Annotated in this window: 23 protein-coding genes; 18 read left to right on the top strand and 5 right to left on the bottom strand. The window is 42.3% G+C overall.

Features of this window, described 5'->3' with window-relative positions:
- The first annotated feature begins 39 nt into the window (after window positions 1–39).
- The 17 genes from hisB (at window position 40) to holA (ending at window position 15,238) form a co-directional block, all read left to right on the top strand.
- Window positions 40–1,131, top strand: a complete 1,092-nt coding sequence (hisB, locus tag ACPEEM_RS12185) for a bifunctional histidinol-phosphatase/imidazoleglycerol-phosphate dehydratase HisB (protein ID WP_424405303.1) — start codon at window positions 40–42, stop codon at window positions 1,129–1,131.
- Window positions 1,132–1,237: 106 nt separating this feature from the next.
- Complete coding sequence (locus tag ACPEEM_RS12180; protein ID WP_424405301.1) at window positions 1,238–1,621, top strand: hypothetical protein; 384 nt, start codon at window positions 1,238–1,240, stop codon at window positions 1,619–1,621.
- 2 nt (window positions 1,622–1,623) lie between these two features.
- A complete protein-coding gene (hisH, locus tag ACPEEM_RS12175) occupies window positions 1,624–2,220 on the top strand; it encodes an imidazole glycerol phosphate synthase subunit HisH (RefSeq protein WP_424405299.1) in 597 nt (198 codons plus the stop codon).
- 527 nt (window positions 2,221–2,747) lie between these two features.
- A complete protein-coding gene (gene tnpA / locus ACPEEM_RS12170) occupies window positions 2,748–3,203 on the top strand; it encodes an IS200/IS605 family transposase (protein WP_424407236.1) in 456 nt (151 codons plus the stop codon).
- A 75-nt stretch (window positions 3,204–3,278) separates the two neighbouring features.
- Window positions 3,279–4,028: a 1-(5-phosphoribosyl)-5-[(5-phosphoribosylamino)methylideneamino]imidazole-4-carboxamide isomerase gene (gene hisA / locus ACPEEM_RS12165; RefSeq protein WP_424407234.1), complete on the top strand. Its 750-nt coding sequence runs from the start codon at window positions 3,279–3,281 to the stop codon at window positions 4,026–4,028.
- Entirely contained in the window at window positions 4,010–4,783 is a 774-nt protein-coding gene (gene hisF / locus ACPEEM_RS12160) for an imidazole glycerol phosphate synthase subunit HisF (RefSeq protein ID WP_424407232.1), read from the top strand. The genes hisA and hisF overlap by 19 nt, the downstream gene beginning before the upstream one ends.
- The gene (gene hisIE / locus ACPEEM_RS12155) at window positions 4,780–5,397 is read left to right on the top strand and encodes a bifunctional phosphoribosyl-AMP cyclohydrolase/phosphoribosyl-ATP diphosphatase HisIE (protein WP_424407230.1); all 618 of its coding nucleotides are present in this window, start codon (window positions 4,780–4,782) and stop codon (window positions 5,395–5,397) included. The genes hisF and hisIE overlap by 4 nt, the downstream gene beginning before the upstream one ends.
- A 153-nt stretch (window positions 5,398–5,550) precedes the next feature.
- On the top strand, window positions 5,551–6,096 hold the full coding sequence (gene pyrR, locus ACPEEM_RS12150; protein ID WP_424402287.1) for a bifunctional pyr operon transcriptional regulator/uracil phosphoribosyltransferase PyrR: 546 nt from the start codon (window positions 5,551–5,553) through the stop codon (window positions 6,094–6,096).
- A 70-nt stretch (window positions 6,097–6,166) separates the two neighbouring features.
- Complete coding sequence (locus tag ACPEEM_RS12145) at window positions 6,167–7,102, top strand: peptidylprolyl isomerase (protein WP_424402286.1); 936 nt, start codon at window positions 6,167–6,169, stop codon at window positions 7,100–7,102.
- 99 nt (window positions 7,103–7,201) lie between these two features.
- The gene (gene rsmA / locus ACPEEM_RS12140) at window positions 7,202–8,071 is read left to right on the top strand and encodes a 16S rRNA (adenine(1518)-N(6)/adenine(1519)-N(6))-dimethyltransferase RsmA (protein ID WP_424402285.1); all 870 of its coding nucleotides are present in this window, start codon (window positions 7,202–7,204) and stop codon (window positions 8,069–8,071) included.
- A gap of 20 nt (window positions 8,072–8,091) precedes the next feature.
- Complete coding sequence (apaH, locus tag ACPEEM_RS12135; protein WP_424405289.1) at window positions 8,092–8,919, top strand: bis(5'-nucleosyl)-tetraphosphatase (symmetrical) ApaH; 828 nt, start codon at window positions 8,092–8,094, stop codon at window positions 8,917–8,919.
- A 122-nt stretch (window positions 8,920–9,041) separates the two neighbouring features.
- Window positions 9,042–10,157 (top strand): transglutaminase-like domain-containing protein, encoded by a 1,116-nt coding sequence (locus tag ACPEEM_RS12130; RefSeq protein ID WP_424407228.1) that lies wholly within the window; start codon window positions 9,042–9,044, stop codon window positions 10,155–10,157.
- On the top strand, window positions 10,132–10,485 hold the full coding sequence (locus ACPEEM_RS12125; protein ID WP_424407226.1) for a mercuric transporter MerT family protein: 354 nt from the start codon (window positions 10,132–10,134) through the stop codon (window positions 10,483–10,485). Before ACPEEM_RS12130 ends, ACPEEM_RS12125 begins: the two co-directional genes overlap by 26 nt.
- A gap of 10 nt (window positions 10,486–10,495) precedes the next feature.
- Window positions 10,496–10,801 (top strand): heavy-metal-associated domain-containing protein, encoded by a 306-nt coding sequence (locus tag ACPEEM_RS12120; RefSeq protein ID WP_424402281.1) that lies wholly within the window; start codon window positions 10,496–10,498, stop codon window positions 10,799–10,801.
- A gap of 252 nt (window positions 10,802–11,053) precedes the next feature.
- Window positions 11,054–13,636, top strand: a complete 2,583-nt coding sequence (gene leuS / locus ACPEEM_RS12115) for a leucine--tRNA ligase (RefSeq protein WP_424402280.1) — start codon at window positions 11,054–11,056, stop codon at window positions 13,634–13,636.
- 58 nt (window positions 13,637–13,694) lie between these two features.
- Window positions 13,695–14,198, top strand: a complete 504-nt coding sequence (lptE, locus tag ACPEEM_RS12110; protein ID WP_424402279.1) for an LPS assembly lipoprotein LptE — start codon at window positions 13,695–13,697, stop codon at window positions 14,196–14,198.
- Between the two features lie 8 nt (window positions 14,199–14,206).
- The gene (gene holA / locus ACPEEM_RS12105) at window positions 14,207–15,238 is read left to right on the top strand and encodes a DNA polymerase III subunit delta (protein ID WP_424405283.1); all 1,032 of its coding nucleotides are present in this window, start codon (window positions 14,207–14,209) and stop codon (window positions 15,236–15,238) included.
- 138 nt (window positions 15,239–15,376) lie between these two features.
- On the opposite strand, the gene mutT is transcribed toward holA, so the two are convergent.
- The 3 genes from mutT to secM all read right to left on the bottom strand — a co-directional run bounded on the left by mutT (window position 15,377) and on the right by secM (window position 18,958).
- Window positions 15,377–15,781, bottom strand: a complete 405-nt coding sequence (mutT, locus tag ACPEEM_RS12100; RefSeq protein ID WP_424404142.1) for an 8-oxo-dGTP diphosphatase MutT — start codon at window positions 15,779–15,781, stop codon at window positions 15,377–15,379.
- Window positions 15,782–15,873: 92 nt separating this feature from the next.
- Window positions 15,874–18,567, bottom strand: coding sequence for a preprotein translocase subunit SecA (secA, locus tag ACPEEM_RS12095; RefSeq protein ID WP_424402277.1), 2,694 nt, complete (start codon window positions 18,565–18,567; stop codon window positions 15,874–15,876).
- 64 nt (window positions 18,568–18,631) lie between these two features.
- Window positions 18,632–18,958 carry a secA translation cis-regulator SecM gene (secM, locus tag ACPEEM_RS12090; RefSeq protein WP_424402276.1) on the bottom strand — a complete coding sequence of 109 codons (327 nt, stop codon included), beginning with the start codon at window positions 18,956–18,958 and terminating at the stop codon, window positions 18,632–18,634.
- A 91-nt stretch (window positions 18,959–19,049) separates the two neighbouring features.
- On the opposite strand from secM, the gene ACPEEM_RS12085 reads away from it, so the two are divergent.
- Window positions 19,050–19,361: a DciA family protein gene (locus ACPEEM_RS12085; protein ID WP_424402275.1), complete on the top strand. Its 312-nt coding sequence runs from the start codon at window positions 19,050–19,052 to the stop codon at window positions 19,359–19,361.
- Between the two features lie 46 nt (window positions 19,362–19,407).
- Here ACPEEM_RS12085 and ACPEEM_RS12080 read toward each other — a convergent pair whose 3' ends face one another.
- Window positions 19,408–20,313, bottom strand: coding sequence for a Dam family site-specific DNA-(adenine-N6)-methyltransferase (locus ACPEEM_RS12080; RefSeq protein ID WP_424402274.1), 906 nt, complete (start codon window positions 20,311–20,313; stop codon window positions 19,408–19,410).
- Window positions 20,314–20,319: 6 nt separating this feature from the next.
- Complete coding sequence (aroB, locus tag ACPEEM_RS12075) at window positions 20,320–21,408, bottom strand: 3-dehydroquinate synthase (protein ID WP_424407224.1); 1,089 nt, start codon at window positions 21,406–21,408, stop codon at window positions 20,320–20,322.
- Window positions 21,409–21,427: the final 19 nt, after the last annotated feature.

Raw genomic sequence — 21,427 nt, 5'->3', positions numbered from 1 at the left:
ACGAAATAGGGAAGAGGAACAAGGAACGAGGAGAACAATATGACACAACAATCTATCCTTTTTATCGACCGTGACGGCACTTTAATTGACGAACCGAAGACGGATTTTCAAATCGACAGCTTAGAAAAATTGCAATTTGAACCGAACGTGATCCCCGCATTGTTGAAACTCAAACCCTTTTACCGCTTTGTGATGGTCAGTAACCAAGATGGCTTGGGCACGCCATCTTTTCCGCAAGAAGATTTTGACAAACCGCACAATGCGATGATGGCATTATTTAAGTCACAGGGCATTGAGTTTGACGAAGTGTTAATTTGCCCACACAAACCCGAAGACGAGTGCGACTGCCGTAAGCCGAAAATCAAATTATTGAAAAAATACATTGATAAAAAATTGTTCGATCCTGACACCAGTTTTGTGATTGGCGATCGTGCCACTGATGTGCAACTGGCAGAAAATCTCGGCATTCGAGCCTTGCAATACGACCGAGAAAAACTCAACTGGGATCTGATTGCGGAAAAATTATTGCCAAAACAGACCGCACTTTTAGACCGTAAACCACGCTATGCGGAAGTGGTTCGCACCACCAAAGAAACGGACATTAAAGTGCAAGTGTGGCTGGACGAAACAGGGATGAATGACATCAAAACGGGGGTGGGCTTTTTCGATCATATGCTCGATCAAATCGCTACCCACGGCGGTTTTAGAATGAATGTGTACTGCAAAGGCGATTTGTGGATCGACGAACACCACACCGTGGAAGACACCGCCCTCGCCCTCGGCACCGCATTAAAACAAGCCCTTGGCGACAAACGCGGTATTCAACGCTTCGGTTTTGTCTTGCCAATGGACGAATGCAAAGCAGAATGCACGATGGATCTGTCTGGTCGCCCGTATTTCAAATTCAAAGCCAAATTTAAACGTGAAAAAGTGGGCGATTTCAGCACCGAAATGACGGAGCATTTTTTCCAATCACTCGCCTACACCCTAATGGCAACACTACACCTCAAAACCAAAGGCGACAACGACCACCACAAAATCGAAAGCCTGTTTAAAGTGTTTGGACGGACGTTGAGACAGTGTATTAAGGTGGAAGGGAATGCAATGCCGAGTTCGAAAGGGGTGTTGTGATTTAGATAAAATATTCACATATAACTTTTATGCTTCGGTATGCAACAATACCATTAATTCCAACAAAAGAATTCTAGATAAAAAACTAACATAAGGAGTTATTTATATGGCAACTGTTAAAACAGAAAAAGAATTAGGTGAAGCTTTAAAACGTGGTGATGACACAATAGAGATTGAAGGCGATTTGGCTAAGAAAACTATCAAAATTAGAGCCACGGGATCTGTTGCTTGGGCTATTGCTATTGGTGCGATAGGGGTGGCGGTTTATGCTACTATTGCAACATTAGGCACTGGTGGGGCAGCAGCACCTGTCGCTGGAACTGCTGGGTTGGCAGCAGCACCTGTCGCTGTCGCTACTTTAGGAGGGGCGGTCACATATTCGTCAATAGCTATTGCAGTTGCAGCAGGTGGGGTTGGAGCTTTAACATCTCTAAGATCTTATAAAGAGATCTCTCGTTCCGAAAATAAACTCGTCTTAAGAAAAAGATAAAAATGCAAAAACTAACAATCATCAACACTCGCTGTGCTAACCTGTCTTCGGTCAAATTTGCGTTTGATCGTTTAGGTTATCACGCAGAAATTACCGATAATATCGAAAAAATCCAATCCGCCGACAAGCTGATTTTACCTGGTGTGGGTACAGCGAGTGCGGCAATGAAAAATCTTGCGGAGTTAGGGTTAATCGACACCATTCGTAACCTGAAACAGCCTGTGTTAGGCATCTGTTTAGGTATGCAACTGATGACCGAGTACTCCGAAGAAGGCAATGTGGAGCTGCTGAAATTGATGTCGGGCAGAACAGAAAAACTGCCTGTTTGCGATTTGCCCCTGCCACATATGGGCTGGAATAAGGTGCATTATGCCGCCGATCACCCGTTATTTTCAGGCATTGAGCAAGATAGCTATTTCTATTTTGTGCATAGCTACGGTGTATTGCCCAATCCGCACACCATCGCCACCTGCGATTACGGCGTGCCATTTTCCGCAGTCATTCAGCACAACAACTTCTACGGCGTACAATTCCACCCCGAGCGTTCTGGCAAGGCTGGAGAAAAGCTGTTGCGGAATTTTGTGGAGCGAGTTTACTAGTAGAGCCCCTTAATATCCTAGGGTAATAAATTACCCTAGGTTACACAAAATCGTACCCCTTTGGGGTACTTGGAAAAACCAATCTACCCCGTAGGGATGGGGTGATGATTAACCCAAGGTAACTTGTTACCCTAGGTAGCAAAACTCAAACTATAAAACACCCTACCCCAAAGGGGTAGGTTCATGACTAACCTAGGGTAACTTGTTACCCTAGGCAGTAAGTAGCAAAACCCAAACTATAAAACACCCTACCCCAAAGGGGTAGGCTGATGACTAACCTAGGGTAACTTGTTACCCTAGGCAGCAAAACCCAAACTATAAAACACCCTACCCCAAAGGGGTAGGTTCATGACTAACCTGGGTAACTTGTTACCCTAGGCAGTAAGTAGCAAAACCCAAACTATAAAACACCCTACCCCAAAGGGGTAAGTTCATGACTAACCTAGGGTAACTTGTTACCCTAGGCACCAAAACAAATGATAACCTAAGGTAACTCGTTACCCTAGATCTCAAGAATGGAGACATAAATGAGCTACACACGCTTGCTGTATCACATCATTTTTAGAACAAAATATGGCGAGCCAAGCATTACCGAGCAATACGAAACTGATTTATATCGTTGCATTTGGAAATTTACCCAAGATCACCACTGCATTTTACATCGGGTAAATGGCATGCCTGATCATATCCACCTGTTTGTCGATATTCATCAAAGCATTGCCGTTGCGGAGTTTATGAGAAAATTAAAGAAAACCACGCATCTCTTTTTAGAAAGTCATCCCGATAAATTTCCCCATTTTCATGCATGGTCAGTGGGGTATTGTGCATTAACATATAGCGAACACGAAAAAGAAAAAATCATCAACTACATTAAAAAGCAAAAAGAACATCACAAGACTGCAAATTTTAAAGATGAAATAAAACAATTATTTATCGAAAACAAAATCCAATTTGACGACACATTCTTTGAGCGAAATTTATAACAAACCGCCTACCCCAAAAGGATGGGCTTATGATTAACCTAAGGTAACTTGTTACCCTAGGCAGAAGGAAAAAATATGCAAACCTCTCAAATTATCCCCGCCCTTGATCTGATTGACGGTCAAGTGGTGCGTCTTTATCAAGGCGATTACGGGCAGAAAACCCTTTATTCCGACAACCCCATTGCCCAATTTCAAGAGTATGTAGCACAGGGGGCGAAACAATTACATTTGGTGGATCTCACGGGGGCGAAAGATCCGAATAAACGCCAAACCCAATTGATTGGGGAAATTATCCGTGCGGTGAATTGCCCAATTCAAGTGGGCGGTGGTATACGTTGCGAACAAGATGTGGCGGATTTATTGGCGGTGGGGGCAAATCGTGTGGTGATTGGTTCCACTGCGGTCAAACAGCCTGAAATGGTGAAAGGCTGGTTTAACAAATACGGTGCGGAAAAATTTGTGTTGGCATTAGATGTCAATATCAATGCACAGGGTGAAAAACACATTGCCATCAGTGGCTGGCAAGAAAATAGTGGTGTGTCGCTGGAAGCCTTAATTGCGGACTTCAGTGAAGTAGGCTTGCAGCACGTGTTATGTACCGATATTTCCAAAGACGGCACCTTACAAGGTTCCAATGTGGCGTTATATCAAGACATTTGTGCTCAATTCCCCACCATTCAATTCCAATCCTCTGGCGGCATCGGCTCTCTTGCGGACATTCAAGCCCTAAAGGGCACAGGCGTGGCTGGTGTGATTGTGGGGCGAGCATTGTTAGAAGGCAAATTTAATGTAGCGGAGGCGATCGAATGTTGGCAAAACGGATAATTCCTTGCTTAGACGTGCGAGACGGGCAAGTAGTCAAAGGCGTGCAATTTCGCAATCACGAAATTATCGGCGATATCGTTCCCCTTGCAGAACGTTATGCCCAAGAGGGGGCAGATGAACTGGTGTTCTACGATATTACGGCATCCTCTGACGGCAGAACCATTGATAAAAGCTGGGTGGAACGTGTAGCACAAGTGATCGATATTCCGTTTTGTGTGGCTGGAGGCATTAAAAGCGTGGAAGATGCGGAAAAATTGTTTGCTTTTGGTGCCGATAAAATCTCCATAAATTCACCCGCCCTTGCGGATCCGAATTTAATCAATCGCTTAGCGGATCGCTTTGGCGTGCAAGCTATCGTGGTGGGCATAGATAGTTGGTTTGAAAAAGAAACAGGCAAATACTGGGTCAATCAATATACAGGGGATGAAAGCCGCACTCGCCAAACCCACTGGCAGTTGCTCGACTGGGTGAAAGAAGTGCAGCGTCGTGGTGCAGGCGAAATCGTGCTGAATATGATGAACCAAGACGGCGTTCGACAAGGCTACGACATCGCCCAATTAAAGCTCGTGCGTGAAGTGTGCCACATTCCTCTAATCGCTTCGGGCGGTGCAGGCGAAATGGTGCATTTCCGTGATGCCTTTATTGAAGCGAACGTAGACGGTGCACTTGCCGCCAGCGTGTTCCATAAACGGATTATTGATATTTGTGAATTAAAAGCCTACTTAAAACAAGAAAATATTGAGGTGAGATCGTGATAGAACCAACCCAAATCAACTGGCAAAAAGTGGATAATCTACTCCCTGTGATTATTCAAAATGCAAGTACTTGCGAAGTGTTAATGCTTGGTTATATGAACCAAGACGCACTTGAAAAAACCGTAGCGGAAAAACGTGTGACCTTTTTTTCTCGCACTAAAAACCGTTTGTGGACAAAAGGCGAAACCTCGGGGCATTTTTTAAATGTGGTAGATATGAGTTTGGATTGTGATAACGATACTCTGCTTATTCTCGCTAATCCCATTGGTGAAACCTGTCATACAGGGGCGGAAAGCTGCTTTCATCAATTTGAATACCACACGGAACCCGACTGGATTTTCTTCAGCAAATTAGAACGTTTGCTTGCCAACCGCAAAGGGGCGGATCCGCAAAGTTCCTACACCGCCCAACTCTACGCCAAAGGCACTAAACGCATCGCCCAAAAAGTGGGGGAAGAAGGGGTGGAAACTGCCCTTGCCGCCACCGTTAAAGATCGCAATGAAACCATTTGCGAAGCGGCAGACTTGGCGTATCACTTAACGGTGTTGTTGCAAGATGCCGATTTAAGTTGGGCGGAGGTGATCGGGAAACTCAAAGAACGACATACAAAATAATGTCAAAATCCACCGCACTTTCGCTAAAATTGTCGAAAAGTGCGGTGGATTTTTCGAAAGTTTCGGCTTGCCATAGGGGATTTCCCTATAGGATATTCGTCGCTTTTATGCTATTTTAAAGCCCAAATTCTTCTTTCATTTAGGTCAACTATCATGGAAAAAATCATTATTGATGAAAATCAATTCCTGCGTACCATTTCTCGTATTTCACACGAAATCATTGAAAAACACCAAAGTTTAGACAACTTGGTTATCGTTGGCATTAAACGCCGTGGTGCAGAAATTGCTGAGTTAATTAAGAAAAAAATCGCCGATTTAACCCAAATTGAACTCCCTTCTATTGACCTAGATATCACCTTTTATCGTGATGATCTTGAATACGCCGAACCCTCTTCACAATCACCCACTTATAGTGGGGCATCCAATTTTATTAGCATTCATAATAAAAAGGTGATTTTGGTGGATGACGTGCTTTATACGGGCAGAACGATCCGTGCAGCTTTAGATGCCTTGGTGGATTTTGGGCGTGCAGCAAAAATTGAGCTTGTGATCTTTGTCGATCGTGGGCATCGAGAATTACCGATTCGTGCGGATTATGTCGGAAAAAACGTCCCGACCAGTCGAGATGAAGAAGTGCAAGTTCGCACGATGAAATTTGATCGTTGTTATGAGGTCGCTTTACTTTCGCAAAGCAAATAAAATTTGTGAACCTTTTGTAAAATTGATACTCTAACCAACGTAATTTTTAACTTAATAATGGAATGAATAGATGATGAGAACCTTGAAAATAAAATCTATTTTCTTTGCACTACTGGGCTTATTTGCGTTTTCAAACATCGCTCAAGCAGCAGAACGTGTGGTGGCAACCGTCAATGGTATCCCTGTGTTAGAAAGCCAAGTCAAAGCCAATGCAGGAAAAAAAGGTAATCGTCAAGCCGCTTTGGAGAAAGCCATTGATGATATTTTAGTGCAACAAGCCATTGAAAATTCTGGCGTGAAAGTAGACTATGCACAAGTCGACCATATTATTGAAGGGATCGCTGCACAAAATGGCTTAACGTATGGACAGCTATTAGATGCATTAGATTATCAAGGCATTAGTTATAAAACCTATCGCCAACAAATTGCGAACCAATTGGTGATGACCGAAGTGCGTAATCAAGCCATTGGACAAAGTATTGATGTATCAAGAGAGCAAGTTGAAGCCCTAGGAAAACAATTATTGCAACAAGCCAAAGAAAAAGGCACAGAAAAAAAAGTTTCTGGCAAACAATATGAAGTTCGCCACATTCTTTTAAAACTCAATCCGTTATTAAATGATGCACAAGCGAAAGCACAATTAACACAAATTCGTGCTGACATTATGGCTGGAAAAACCACCTTTGCACAGGCGGCGTTACAGTATTCGAAAGATTATCTTTCTGGTGCAAATGGCGGAAGCCTCGGTTTTGCCTTCCCTGAAACCTATGTGGGCCCCTTCCAAAAAACGGTGTTAAACAGTAAACAAGGTGTGATTTCAGCCCCATTTAAAACTGAATTTGGTTGGCATATTTTAGAAGTTACGGGGACAAAAGAAAGCGACAGAACCGCAGATGCTTACCGTCAACAAGCCTATGAGCAACTGATTAATGCACAAGTGAAAGAGGCAGAAAAAGATTGGGTGAAAGCACTGCGTAAAAATGCCGATATTCAATATATGAATTAAGCCCGAAATTAATCCCGAAATCCCAGCCCACTCGCTGGGATTTTGCTTTATAATAGACCGCACTTTTACCTCCCTAATCAAAATCGTAATCGAGAAAATATGAATTCAAAAAAACATTTAGGTCACACCGCCCGTAAGCGTTTTGGGCAAAACTTTTTACACGATGATAATGTGATTCAAGGCATTGTGTCGGCGATTTATCCACAAAAAGATCAATTTTTAGTGGAAATTGGTCCTGGTCTTGGGGCATTAACCGAGCCTGTTGGCGAGTTGGTTGATCATTTAACTGTGGTGGAGCTAGACCGTGATTTAGCCGAACGTTTACGCCACCACCCTTTTTTACATCATAAAATTACAGTAATAGAAACCGATGCGATGCAGTTTGATTTTGGCAAACTTTATCAAGAGGCAAAACTGGCAGAAAAAAATCAGAAAATGCGTGTGTTTGGTAACTTGCCTTATAACATTTCTACGCCATTAATGTTCCACTTGTTTAACTATTATGACTGCATTCAAGATATGCACTTTATGTTACAAAAAGAAGTAGTCAAACGTTTATGTGCTGCACCGAATAGTAAAGCCTATGGGCGTTTAACCATTATGGCACAATATTTCTGTCAGGTAATGCCTGTACTCGAAGTGCCACCAACGGCATTTAAACCTGCACCCAAAGTGGATTCAGCCGTGGTGCGTTTAGTGCCACATAAGGAGCTGCCACACCCCGTCAAAGACTTATATTGGTTAAATCGGGTATGTAGTCAAGCCTTCAATCAACGCCGTAAAACCTTACGCAATGCCTTATCCACCTTGTTTAGTGCAGAACAACTCACCGATTTAGGCATTGAATTAACTGCTCGCGCGGAAAATTTATCCATTGCAGATTATGCACGTTTGGCGAACTACTTAGCGGACAATCCTCCTGCGGATCTGAATAAAGAGGATTTCATTGAAACCTTAGAGAACGAATAAAGCAAATAAGGCGGTGTAATATGGCGACATATTTGGTTGGTGATTTACAAGGTTGTTATGATGAACTACAACTTTTACTTGATAAAGTGAAGTTTAATCCCACACAGGATAAGCTTTATCTTGTTGGTGATTTAGTTGCTCGTGGCGATAAATCCCTCGAATGTTTACGCTTTGTCAAATCCCTCGGCGAATCCGCCCAAACCGTGTTAGGCAATCACGATTTACACCTCATTTCCACCGCACTTGGCATTAAAAAAGTCAAAGCACGAGATCGTGTTGATGCCATTTTTAATGCCCCTGATTTCGAAGAATTAATCCATTGGCTACGCCATCAGCCCTTGTTGGTGCATAACGAGCAACAAAATTTTGTGATGACGCACGCTGGCATTTCGCCCGATTGGGATCTTGCCACCGCAAAACGTTGTGCACAGGAAGTGGAAGCGGTGCTACGCCATGGTGATTACCGCCACTTAATCGAAAATATGTACGAAAACCACCCCGACCGTTGGCATAATGAGTTACAAGGGTTGGATCGTTTACGTTATAGCATTAATGTGTTCACCCGTATGCGTTTTTGCTATTGGGATCACCGCTTAGATTTCGATTGCAAACAACCGCCAGAATCCGCCCCTGAAACCCTCACGCCTTGGTTTAATTTAGATAATCCACTTTACCAAAGCCTGCCGATTGTGTTTGGGCATTGGGCAAGTTTGGTGAATACACCTACCCCGAAAAATATCTATGCCCTTGACACGGGGTGTGTGTGGGGCAATCGCATGACCCTGCTTCGCTGGGAAGATAAACAGATTTTTAGCCAAAGTGCGGTGAAAAATTATCAAGATTTTTAATTCGCCTGTTTGTTTTCTCTGCATTTTCAGGTAACCTGTTTCACGTTCATGTCATGTTTAACCATGGCGTGAACAAGATGTATATAACATGTTATGTTTATCTATCGACACAGGACAATTCAATGAAAAAATTACTCACCGCTCTTATTGCGAGCCATGCTACATTGGCATTCGCCACCACGCTCCCAACCACTATCCCAACAAGCCTCACTGACACGCACACTTACGAACTGACCAAATCTTTCGATCTGCGGGTGCCAAAAGGGTCAAGCGGTGAAACCAATTTGTGGGTGCCGTTACCTTTTAATGCGGATTATCAAACTGTCAAATCCATTCACTTTGAAGGCAACTACAACACCGCCTATATCACCGAAAATAACCGTTATGGAGCAAAAACCTTGTTTGCCAACTGGGATAAAAATGCTGACAAACGTGCTTTAACGGTGAAATTAGTGTTAGAAACGCAAGACCGTGAACCGATGTGGCAAGGTCTGTTGCAAGATTATCAACCGCCTGAAAAAATTCATTATTCCGTTGATGTCTTAGATTATTTAAAACCCACCGCCCACATTAAAACAGACGGAATTGTGAAAGATTATGCAGATAAAATTGTAGGGAAAGAAACCAATCCGCTGAAAAAAGCCGCCTTAATTCACCAATGGATCGTCAACAACATGGAACGAGACAATTCTGTTTTAGGTTGTGGTGAAGGCGATGTGGAAAAAATCTTAACCACAGGCGTGTTAAAAGGGAAATGTACCGATATTAACTCCGTGTTTGTGGCATTGGCACGTGCTTCTGGCATTCCCGCCCGAGAAGTTTTTGGCGTGCGTTTAGGGCAAGCCGTAAAAATGGGCAACTATTCCAAGAGTGCCTTTGGCAGTGCAAATGAACATCACGTTGCCAATGTCAGTGGCGGACAACATTGTCGTGCGGAATTTTATTTAGCTGGTTTTGGTTGGGTGCCAGTGGATTCCGCTGATGTGACCAAAATGCGTTTAGCGGAAAACAAAGCGGTCAACGATCCCGATACGCAAGCCGTCTCCCACTACTTATTTGGTAACTGGGAAATGAACTGGATTGGCTATAACCACGCCCGTGATTTTGATCTTTATCCGATGCCAGAAATCAGCCCATTGAATAACTTTGGCTATCCTTATGCAGAAGTAGGTGGTGATCCACTCAACTCTTTTGATCCTAAAGCATTCGGTTATGAATTTACCTCAAAACAACGCTAACAAAAGGCTGATTGCCAGTGGTATCACCGCAGTCATGGCGGCGATCACATCGACACTGTGTTGTATCGCCCCATTGATTTATTTGGTCTTTGGTGTGTCATCTTCTTGGTTAGTGAGCTTGAATCAACTGGAATATTTACGCTTACCGATGTTAATCATCGCCGTGAGTTCCTTTGGTTATGGTTTTTGGTTACTCACTTTTTCCAAGAAAATCCTCTGTACCCAATTCCTCTCGCGTAAAGGTTTTATGGGGTTATACGGCATTGTGTTTGTCATCATGTTGTTTTTCTTATTTTATCCCACCTTATTGCCTTACTTTTTAGACTAACGGAGCAGAAATGAAAAAGATTTGCTATGTAGCTTGGCTGATTTTCCTATTGATGAATCCAAGTTATGCCACCCACTCAAGCCTGAATTCTGATGAAAAACAGGTTGTCATCCATATTCCAGAAATGACTTGCTCGCTTTGTGTGTATTTAGTCAATAAGGAATTACGAGAGATTGAAGGCGTGATCTCCACTAAAGCACAGTTTAAAGATCGTCTGGTGAACATTGTGGCAAAGCAATCTGTGGATAATCAACAATTTATCGAGGCGATTCGTCAACTCGAATACACGCCCGAAATCCTCAGTCAACAGCCTTAAAACATATTGAAAATCCACCGCACTTTAGGTGGATTTTTTTTATTCAAAACACCTAAGACAGCGTCTTCCCCTTTGCTAGATGAAGCTATCTCGGTTTTCTGTTCACCGCCACGGATTTCCAACAGAATACATAATTTTTCCCCCAGTTTCTGGTGCTTTATACTGTCAATTTTGACCATTTTGAGCTATCCTATATCACATTTTCTTAAGTAAATTCGTCCGCACGATGCGGTTAAAATCAAAGGTAACATTATGCAAGAACAATACCGTCCCGATTTGATTGAACCGGAAGTTCAACAATACTGGGCTGAAAATAAAACATTTAAAGCGATTAAAGATACCCAAAAACCGAAATATTACTGCCTCTCCATGTTCCCTTACCCCTCTGGTCGCCTGCATATGGGGCATGTGCGTAACTACACCATTGGTGATGTGGTGTCACGCTATCAACGTATGAACGGCAAAAATGTGTTGCAACCAATGGGTTGGGATGCATTCGGTTTGCCAGCTGAAGGGGCGGCAATCAAAAACAAAACCGCACCCGCAAAATGGACCTACGAAAACATTGATTACATGAAAAACCAACTCAAAATTTTGGGTTTTGGTTTTGACTGGGATCGTGAAGTCACCACCTGTAAACCGGAATACTACAAATGGGAACAATGGTTCTTCACAGAATTATACAAAAAAGGCTTAGTTTACAAGAAAACCTCAACCGTCAACTGGTGTCCGAACGATGAAACTGTATTGGCGAACGAACAGGTACACGAAGGTTGCTGCTGGCGTTGTGATACCCCAGTAGAACAAAAAGAAATTCCACAATGGTTTATTAAAATCACCGATTATGCCGAACAATTACTCGGGGATTTAGACCGCTTACCATTATGGCCAGATCAAGTAAAAACCATGCAACGCAACTGGATCGGGCGTTCTGAAGGGGTGGAAATCACCTTCAAATTAGACCAATCTGACGACAGCTTAACGGTGTACACCACACGTCCTGATACCTTCTTTGGTGTGTCTTATGTGGCGGTCGCCGCCGCTCACCCTTTAGCGGAGAAAGCGGCAGAACATCATCCTGAGTTAGCCCAATTTATCCAAGAATGTAAAAATACCAAAGTCGCAGAAGCAGAACTGGCGACGATGGAGAAAAAAGGCATGGCAACAGGCTTATATGTGATTCACCCATTAACGGGAGAAAAAGTGCCTGTTTGGGTCGCTAACTTTGTATTAATGCATTATGGTACAGGTGCCGTTATGGCTGTGCCTGGTCATGATGAACGTGATCACGAATTTGCTTTGAAATATGATTTACCTATCAAACAAGTGATCGCACCATTAGACGGCTCAGCATGGGATTTCAGCCAAGCTGCTTTCACTGAACACGGCAAATTAGTGAACTCAGGCGACTATAATGGCTTAGATTTTGAGGGTGCATTTGAGCGTATTTCAGAAAAACTGGCACAAATGGGGGTTGGCAAAAAACAAACCAACTACCGCTTACGTGACTGGGGTGTGTCTCGTCAACGCTACTGGGGTGCACCTATCCCAATGCTGACCTTAGAAAATGGCGAAGTGGTGCCAGCCCCATTACAAGATTTACCGATCGAATTGCCAGAAGATGTGGTGATGGACGGGGTGAAAAGCCCAATTAAAGCCGATCCAGAATGGGCAAAAACCACCTATAACGGTCAACCCGCATACAAAGAAACCGATACCTTTGATACCTTTATGGAATCTTCATGGTATTACGCCCGTTATACTTCACCGCAATTTGCTGACGCTATGTTAGACAAAGAAGAAGCCAATTATTGGTTACCTGTGGATCAATATATCGGTGGTATTGAGCATGCGACCATGCACTTATTGTATTTCCGTTTCTTCCACAAATTATTGCGTGATGCAGGTTTTGTGACCTGTGATGAGCCTGCCGATAAACTATTGTGCCAAGGCATGGTGTTAGCAGATGCATTCTATTACACCTCGCCAACCAATGAACGAATTTGGGTTTCGCCTACGGAAGTGACCCTTGAGCGTGATGAAAAAGGGCGTATTTTAAAAGCCTATGACAAAGAAGGGCGTGAATTGGTGCATTCTGGCATGACCAAAATGTCCAAATCCAAAAATAACGGCATTGACCCACAAGAAATGGTGGAAAAATACGGTGCAGATACCGTGCGTTTATTCATGATGTTCGCATCACCTGCCGAAATGACTCTTGAATGGCAAGAATCAGGCGTAGAAGGTGCAAAACGCTTCTTAGGTCGCTTATGGAATTTAGTGTTTGAATACAACAAAAATCCAGCAGAAACTGCCGTAGAACCGACCGCACTTTCCAATACCCAAAAAGCTTTACGCCGTGATGTTCACAAAACTATTGCGAAAGTCAGTGATGATATTGGTCGTCGCCAAACCTTCAATACCGCCATTGCCGCGATCATGGAGTTAATGAATAAATTAACCAAAGCCCCATTAGTGGAAGCCCAAGATCGTGCCATTATGGCGGAAGCCTTAAGTGCCGTTGTGCGTATGCTTTATCCAATTACACCACATATTTGTTTCCAATTATGGAAAGACTTAGGCAATGCCGACACTATCGACTTCGCACCTTGGGTACAAGCCGATGAGCAAGCCATGATTGATGACGAAAAATTAGTTGTGGTACAAGTCAATGGTAAAGTGCGTGCCAAAGTGACCGTGCCTGCCGATATGTCAGAAGAGGATATCAAGCAAGTGGCATTAGCAGACAGCAATGTTAGCAAACATTTAGAAGGTTTAACCATTGTGAAAACCATCTATGTACCGGGTAAATTATTTAGCTTTGTAGCGAAATAATGCCTTCTTTATCTTCATATTTCCCTCTTTTTATAAGAGGGAAATTAAGGATCAGACCATGTTAAAACAACTTAAAATGCTGTTTATCAGTAGCCTGCTTTTCACCTTAAGTGCTTGCGGTTTACAATTCCAAAATGGCGGACTCATTCCTCCCGCTTTACAAACGCTCACCCTTGAAAGCAGCGATCCTTATAGCGAAATGGCGATTGTGTTAAGAAAACAATTACAACGTCATAATATTGAATTAGTCGATGCCCAACAAAATATCCCTGTACTACGTTTAAATAAAGTGAGTACCAGTGATAAAGTCGCCTCGATTTTTAAACATGGACGAGAAGCGGAAAAAATGTTGTTTTTAGAGGTGGAAGCCAGTGTGAAATTACCCAATAACCATGTTTTCCCAATTTCCACACAAGTCAACCGCACATTCTTTGATAACTCACGTGCTGCCTTAGCAAAATCGGCAGAAAAAGACGTTATCTGGAATGATATGCGTGAACAGGCTGCCCGTCAGCTCATCAGCAAAATGGTTGCCTTACAGCATCAAGTTCAAAGCCAATAAAGCCAAACATGAATCGCATTTTTACTGAACAACTCGGATCTTCTCTCACAAATCGACTGGCAAAAGTCTATTATTTAGTGGGGCAAGATCCGTTATTGTTAAGTGAAAGCCAAGATTTGATTTGTCAATATGCTTTAAGCCAAGGGTTTGATGAAAAAACACAGATTTCTGTCGATAACCAAACGGATTGGAACGCCATTTTTGAACGTTGCCAATCCATGGGATTATTTTTCAATAAACAAATTTTATTGCTCAATTTACCTGAAAATCTAACCGCACTTTTACAGCAACATCTGCAAGAACTCATTAGCTTGTTAAATGAAGACGTGCTACTGGTTTTGCAGTTACCTAAACTGGCAAAAGCCACTGAAAAACAAAAATGGTTCACCGAGGCTAACACTTACGAGCCACAAGCGATTTTAGTGAATTGCCAAACCCCCACAATTGAGCAATTGCCTCGTTGGGTTCAACAACGTGCGAAATCCATGGGATTACACATTGACGATCAAGCGGTGCAATTGCTTTGTTATAGTTACGAAAATAATCTCTTAGCACTAAAACAAAGTTTGCAATTACTTGCACTACTCTATCCTGACAACAAACTGACTTATCAACGTGTGCAAAATAGCGTGGAACAATCCGCTGTATTTACCCCGTTCCAATGGGTTGATGCACTACTTGAAGGGAAGATTAACCGTGCCAATCGTATTTTAATGGGCTTAAAAGCGGAAGAGATGCAACCGATCATTTTATTGCGGACACTACAACGCGATCTCATGACCTTACTTGAATTGGCAAAACCAACACAGCCATACGCACTTGACGACCCGTTACCTCTTCATCAACTACGTGAACATTTTGATCGCTTAAAAGTATGGCAAAACCGTCGCCCTCTTTTTACACAGGCTTTTCAACGCCTGACCTATCGAAAATTGTATCGAATCTTTCAACAACTGGCAGAAATAGAACGAGCTGCCAAACAACAGTTTAGTGATGACCTTTGGGAAAGCCTGATGGCACTCAGCATCCAGATTTGCTAACCTAGCCGAAATACATTCGCCTAGATGTTTAAGCCATGCTTGCTCTTAAAGGCATCATCGCCCACCTTGTTTACTTGGTTGTTGAAAATAAAAACACCCTGCGAATTAATCACAGGGTGTCTTTTAATTATCATGCTTTTAGGTATTCACTTCTGCCAATAAACGCTGAATAAGTTTTGCATTAGCAGGAGGAAATAACCCTTCATCTAATTCATTCTGTGCAAGCCAAAATCCTTCTTGACCTTCACGTCCAAAGGGTTCACCAAACCATTCATCGACCAAATAAAAATAGAACGAAATGCGTTTTGTTGGATATTCAAACTGAAAACGTTCATAAAGCTCTGCATGTAAAAGATGAATACCAATTTCTTCTTCCAACTCACGCTTTAAGGCTTCCTCTGGTGTTTCACCTTGATCCACTTTTCCACCAGGAAATTCCAAAGATTGTGCAAAATCTTGACCTTCTAAGCGTTGGGTTAAATAAATCTGACCAAATTCATTACGAATGATGCCTGCGGCAACTTGAACTAAAGGTTTTGTCATCATTTATCCTTAAAAAAGTGCGGTCAATTTTAAAATTTTTTTAAAACATACCGCACTTTTACATCCACGTTACTGAGCTATTCTACTCGCCATTAATATTTTGCCTTACTGCCATGGCAATGCTTATATTTCTTGCCTGATCCACAAGGACAAGGCTCATTACGACCAATTTTATGATCCACCTCAATCGGTGCCTCTGTACTGTCTGCCCCATTAAATTGCATCGCCGCATTTTCACGTTGTGCCATTTCTTGGCGTTGACGTTCTGCTTGCTCCACTTCTTCTTGAGTACGCACTTGTACACGGCTTAAGGTGGTAATCACACTCAATTTTAAGGCATCCAACATATCCGTAAACATTTGGAAACATTCTTTTTTGTATTCCTGTTTTGGATCTTTTTGAGCATAACCGCGTAAATGGATACCACGACGTAAATGATCCATCGCAGATAAATGTTCTTTCCAAAGCTCATCAAGAGTTTGTAACATAACGCCTTTTTCAAAGCTACGCATGGTAGGTGCCCCAACAATGGCTTCTTTCTGTTTATACTCTGCAATGGCTGAATCAATCACACGCTGACGTAACGCATCTTCATCAAAGTGATTGTCTTCCTCTAACCATTTCTCAATAGGCAGATCCAACGCAAAATCTTGTTTTAAACGCTGTTCAAGTGCAGGGATATCCCACATTTCTTCTAAAGATTGTGGTGGCACATATTGATCAATCACTTGATTAAACACATCCGAACGAATCACATCAATCGTATCGGAAATATCATCATTGTCTAATAAGGTATTGCGTTGATCGTAAATCGCATGGCGTTGGTCATTTGCCACATCATCAAATTCAAGCAGGTTTTTACGCCCATCAAAGTTGTGTGCTTCCACTTTCGCTTGTGCAGAGGCAATCACTTTCGCCAACATTTTCGATTCCATCACCTCACCCGGTGCACTAAAGGCTTTACGCATGAGGTTTAATTTGCTTTCATTTAAATAAATACGCATCAAGGCATCATCTAAAGACAAGTAGAAACGAGAAGAACCCGGGTCACCTTGACGACCTGAACGACCACGCAATTGGTTATCGATACGGCGAGATTCATGGCGTTCTGTCCCGATAATATGTAATCCCCCTGCATTTTTAACAATGTCATGGCGTTCTTTCCATGCTGCTTCAATTTCGGCAATTTGCTCTGGCGTTGGATTGTCTAGCTTTTCAACTTCAGCTTTCCAGTTCCCGCCTAAAACGATATCCGTACCACGACCTGCCATATTGGTCGCAATGGTTACCGCTCCCGGATAGCCCGCATTTGCCACAATTTCTGCCTCTTGTGCATGGAATTTCGCATTCAAAACATTATGTTTGATCCCTGCTTTGTCTAAAGCTTTTGACAGCATTTCCGATTTCTCAATAGAGACTGTCCCCACTAACACAGGTTGTTTACGTGCGACACAACCACGAATATCTTTAATAATGGCGTTGAATTTATATTCTTCGTTTTCAAACATCACATCGGTGCGATCATCACGAATCATTGGGCGATTGGTTGGTACCACAATGGTTTCCAAACCATAAATTTGTTGGAATTCAAAGGCTTCGGTATCTGCAGTCCCCGTCATCCCCGCCAATTTTTCATATAAGCGGAAATAGTTTTGGTAGGTAATGGATGCCACGGTTTGGTTTTCACTTTGAATACGCACACCTTCTTTCGCTTCAATAGCTTGGTGTAAACCATCTGACCAACGGCGACCAGCCATAGTACGTCCCGTATGTTCATCAACAATGACGACTTCGCCATCTTTCACAATGTAATCCACATCACGTTCAAATAATTTGTGTGCTCGCAATGCCGCATAAACATGGTGTAACAATGCGATCTTAGAAGGTGAATATAAAGATTCTTCGGCGGTCATTAAGCCTTGTTCAACCAACCATTGCTCCACTTTTTCTTGACCACGTTCGGTTAAATGTGCTTGCTTGGTTTTTAAATCTAACGTGAAATCGCCTTCACCTTGATATTCATCACTGTCTTCTTTGTCTTGCTTGGTTAAATGTGGAATTAACTTATCAATGGTTTGATAAAGCTCTGAGCTATCATCCGCCTGACCTGAAATAATTAATGGGGTGCGGGCTTCATCAATTAAGATAGAATCCACTTCATCGACCAAGGCATAATGCAAGTAACGTTGAAAACGTTCTTCGGCAGAATGGGCAAGATTATCACGCAAATAATCAAAACCTAATTCACTGTTAGTGGCATAGGTAATATCAGCGGCATAAGCTTGACGTTTTTGTTCACCCGATAAACCTGGAATATTCACCCCAACACTCATGCCTAAAAATTCAAATAACGGACGGTTAGTCTCGGCATCTCGACGTGCAAGATAATCATTCACCGTCACCACATGCACCCCTTTACCTGTCAAGGCGTTTAAATAGCAAGGTAAGGTTGCGGTTAAGGTTTTCCCTTCCCCCGTACGCATCTCGGCAATGCAACGGTTCGTCAACACCATCCCACCTAACAATTGCACATCAAAATGACGCATACCTAATACACGTTTACTGGCTTCACGCACAGTCGCAAAGGCTTCTGGTAAAAGTTGTTCTAAGGTTTCCCCTTGCTCTAAACGGGCTTTAAACTCGCCTGTTTTGGCTTTTAACTGTTCATCTGTCAGCGCCTCAAATTCAGGCTCTAATTTATTGATTTTAATAACATTTTTATTTAAACGACGTAAAATGCGATCGTTACGGCTACCAAATACTTTGGTGATAAGACTTCTAAACATAATATTTTCTTCTGATAAAAAGATCTCACAATCTCGCTTTTACTTAAAAAGCGACCCATATAATTTATTTCATTGATATTGAGATCGAATCAGGGCCTGCACGAATCGGAGGGATAAGATGAACATACTCCGCTTGAAAGTGCGGTGTAATTTTAACAAGAATTGAGGGAGAATCAGGAACAGGGGCAATAAATGCAAGTTGCTGTTTTTGAACTTGTTGTACTAGGGCAACGGCACGCAAAAATTGTTGTTGAACAGAAAGCGTTTGATAATTTTCATTCGCGACATTTGCTTGCTGTGGCAAACCTGAAGCATCAGGTAACGCCAAAATCGCAATCATACTCAAGAGTAATTGCGACCAAAAATTATGCTTACCTTTCCTCGAAATCATCCTGTTACCTTTCTCAAAAAAACCCTCGTATTGTAACGGAAATTCGCTACAATGTCATAGATATTGAGGTAAAAAATAGGAAAACAAGCGGATGCGATACGAAAAACCCATGAACGTCAAGGAATTACTTGAAACGAGCCATTTCGCCAAAATCATGCAAAAAGGCTGTTTCCTCAATGAATTGAATTTACGCTTACAAGCCCTTTTTCCCAATCAGTATCAAGGGTGCTATCAAGTGGCGGATTTGGAATCCGATACGCTGTACATTCAAGTGGCAAATGCCACCGTTCGACAAGCTTTATTATTTCGCCAGCATGAATTGCTCAAATTAGTGCAGCAAGCCTATCCTCATATTCACAAGCTTCAATTTTCGATTAATCCCGAATTAGTTCATCATAAATAAGAGACAAAACTTTTTTAAAAAGCCCCGCACTTTTGAGTAAGTCGCCTTACTTGCCTTTGCTTGTGGTAAATAACGCAATTAACTCCGCCACTTTCACCCGTTTATCGGGCTGATGACTGATAGAACGCTGCACCTTTATCCGTTTTAACTTTGCCCCTGCATAAATTTCACGCGTAAATCCCGTATCATGGTTAGAAATCAACACGGGAATTTGACGTTCTTCTGCCGTCTGACGTGCTAATTGTGCCAACATGGTTTGATGTTGTAGAGAAAACTCATTGCCCGCATACCCCGTAAAATTACTTTCTTGAATTAACGGAGCATAAGGTGGGTCACAATAAATAATCGAATCCTGATCAGCCAAAGCAAAGGTGGTTGCAAAATCAGCACAAATAAAAGTGGCTTTTTGTGCTTTCTGGGCAAAATAACGCAACTCATTTTCAGGAAAATAATGGGTCTTATAAGATCCAAAAGGCACATTAAATTCCTCTTTGGCGTTATAACGACAAAGCCCATTAAAACAAAAACGGTTTAAATAAAGAAATAAAATAGAACGCTCAAAGCTGTCTTTAGAACAATTAAATTGTGCCCTTCTGGCATAATAATAGGCTGATGTATTTGCCTCTGGATGAAAAAAAATCCGCTTGCAGGCTTCAATATAACACTCAACATCTTGCTTAACGAAATTAAACAGATTAATTAAATCTGGATTAATATCCGCTAAAATATAGCGTTCAAAATGCGTGTTTAGAAAAACTGCCCCCGCCCCAACAAAAGGCTCAATCAGGCAAGCTTTACGTTTTGGTAAGCATTTATTAATATCGTCCATCAGACGAAACTTGCCTCCCGCCCATTTTAAAAAAGGGCGGTGTTTTATGACGGATGGTGTATTGGATAATTTAGAATCTGTTTTGACTGAAGCGACAGACTGACGTTTTAAAGCAGGCGACATAAGAAATTAGTCAACCTGCGTGCAACAGCGAATCGCATCAATGACCAGATTTTTTTCAGTGTCTGTGGCTACATAGGCTTGACCTAAGGCTTTTAATAATACAAGTCGGAGTTTGCCTGCTAAGACTTTTTTATCACGCATCATGTGCGGTAAATAATCCTCAGGTTGCATACCATCAGGAGAGAATGTCGGCAAGTTCGCCTTGGCAATCAATTTTTCAATACGAGCCACCGCCGTCGTGCTGATATCACCCAATTTTTCTGATAATACTGCCGCCATCATCATCCCAGCTGCCACAGCTTCACCATGTAACCAGTTACCATAACCGAGATGGGTTTCAATGGCGTGACCAAAAGTATGCCCTAAATTGAGCAAGGCACGATCGCCTTTTTCCGTTTCATCACGCGCCACCACATCCGCTTTAATTTGACAACAACGGGCAATGCAAGTTTGTAACGCCTCAGGCACCAATGCCACGAGATCATCAATGTGTTGTTCTAACCATTGGAAGAAATCGGCATCGAGAATAATGCCATATTTAATGACTTCGGCTAGTCCTGCATTCACTTCACGTAAAGGTAAGGTTGATAGTGTTAAGGTGTCTACAATCACGGCACAGGGTTGATAAAATGCCCCAATCATATTTTTCCCTAACGGATGATTCACTGCGGTTTTTCCCCCCACTGAAGAATCCACTTGAGCCAATAACGTGGTAGGAATTTGGATAAAACGCACACCACGTTGATAACTGGCGGCAGCATACCCTGCCACATCACCAATTACCCCACCACCTAAAGCAATAATGGTGGTATCTCGACCATGGTTTGCCTTCAGCAAGGCTGTAAAAATCAAATTTAAGGAGTCTAGCGTTTTATATTGTTCGCCATCAGGCAACAGCACCGACTCCACCGCACAGCCAAGAGCTTGCAAGGTTTCTGTCACCTGTGCCAAATAATGTTGTGCAACCGTTGGGTTCGTTACGATCATTACTTTATCACCTGATTTTAGTGGATAACAACTAACATCCGACAACAAACCTGCACCAATGTAAATTGGGTAACCGCGTTCTTTCAACTCAACATTTACACACAACATTTTTCACTATCCTATCTTT

It is taken from the genome of Pasteurella pantherarum (assembly GCF_049670885.1).
Taxonomy (GTDB): domain Bacteria; phylum Pseudomonadota; class Gammaproteobacteria; order Enterobacterales; family Pasteurellaceae; genus Pasteurella.
The sequence above is the reverse complement of the archived record's forward strand: the minus strand, read 5'-3'. Positions and strand labels throughout refer to the sequence as shown.

Coding starts and splice junctions, on each gene's coding strand:
- hisB (WP_424405303.1), top strand. CDS start 40: ATGACACAACAATCTATCCTTTTTATCGACCGTGACGGCACTTTAATT.
- ACPEEM_RS12180 (WP_424405301.1), top strand. CDS start 1,238: ATGGCAACTGTTAAAACAGAAAAAGAATTAGGTGAAGCTTTAAAACGT.
- hisH (WP_424405299.1), top strand. CDS start 1,624: ATGCAAAAACTAACAATCATCAACACTCGCTGTGCTAACCTGTCTTCG.
- tnpA (WP_424407236.1), top strand. CDS start 2,748: ATGAGCTACACACGCTTGCTGTATCACATCATTTTTAGAACAAAATAT.
- hisA (WP_424407234.1), top strand. CDS start 3,279: ATGCAAACCTCTCAAATTATCCCCGCCCTTGATCTGATTGACGGTCAA.
- hisF (WP_424407232.1), top strand. CDS start 4,010: ATGTTGGCAAAACGGATAATTCCTTGCTTAGACGTGCGAGACGGGCAA.
- pyrR (WP_424402287.1), top strand. CDS start 5,551: ATGGAAAAAATCATTATTGATGAAAATCAATTCCTGCGTACCATTTCT.
- ACPEEM_RS12145 (WP_424402286.1), top strand. CDS start 6,167: ATGATGAGAACCTTGAAAATAAAATCTATTTTCTTTGCACTACTGGGC.
- rsmA (WP_424402285.1), top strand. CDS start 7,202: ATGAATTCAAAAAAACATTTAGGTCACACCGCCCGTAAGCGTTTTGGG.
- apaH (WP_424405289.1), top strand. CDS start 8,092: ATGGCGACATATTTGGTTGGTGATTTACAAGGTTGTTATGATGAACTA.
- ACPEEM_RS12130 (WP_424407228.1), top strand. CDS start 9,042: ATGAAAAAATTACTCACCGCTCTTATTGCGAGCCATGCTACATTGGCA.
- ACPEEM_RS12125 (WP_424407226.1), top strand. CDS start 10,132: ATGAATTTACCTCAAAACAACGCTAACAAAAGGCTGATTGCCAGTGGT.
- ACPEEM_RS12120 (WP_424402281.1), top strand. CDS start 10,496: ATGAAAAAGATTTGCTATGTAGCTTGGCTGATTTTCCTATTGATGAAT.
- leuS (WP_424402280.1), top strand. CDS start 11,054: ATGCAAGAACAATACCGTCCCGATTTGATTGAACCGGAAGTTCAACAA.
- lptE (WP_424402279.1), top strand. CDS start 13,695: ATGTTAAAACAACTTAAAATGCTGTTTATCAGTAGCCTGCTTTTCACC.
- holA (WP_424405283.1), top strand. CDS start 14,207: ATGAATCGCATTTTTACTGAACAACTCGGATCTTCTCTCACAAATCGA.
- mutT (WP_424404142.1), bottom strand. CDS start 15,781: ATGACAAAACCTTTAGTTCAAGTTGCCGCAGGCATCATTCGTAATGAA.
- secA (WP_424402277.1), bottom strand. CDS start 18,567: ATGTTTAGAAGTCTTATCACCAAAGTATTTGGTAGCCGTAACGATCGC.
- secM (WP_424402276.1), bottom strand. CDS start 18,958: ATGATTTCGAGGAAAGGTAAGCATAATTTTTGGTCGCAATTACTCTTG.
- ACPEEM_RS12085 (WP_424402275.1), top strand. CDS start 19,050: ATGCGATACGAAAAACCCATGAACGTCAAGGAATTACTTGAAACGAGC.
- ACPEEM_RS12080 (WP_424402274.1), bottom strand. CDS start 20,313: ATGTCGCCTGCTTTAAAACGTCAGTCTGTCGCTTCAGTCAAAACAGAT.
- aroB (WP_424407224.1), bottom strand. CDS start 21,408: ATGTTGTGTGTAAATGTTGAGTTGAAAGAACGCGGTTACCCAATTTAC.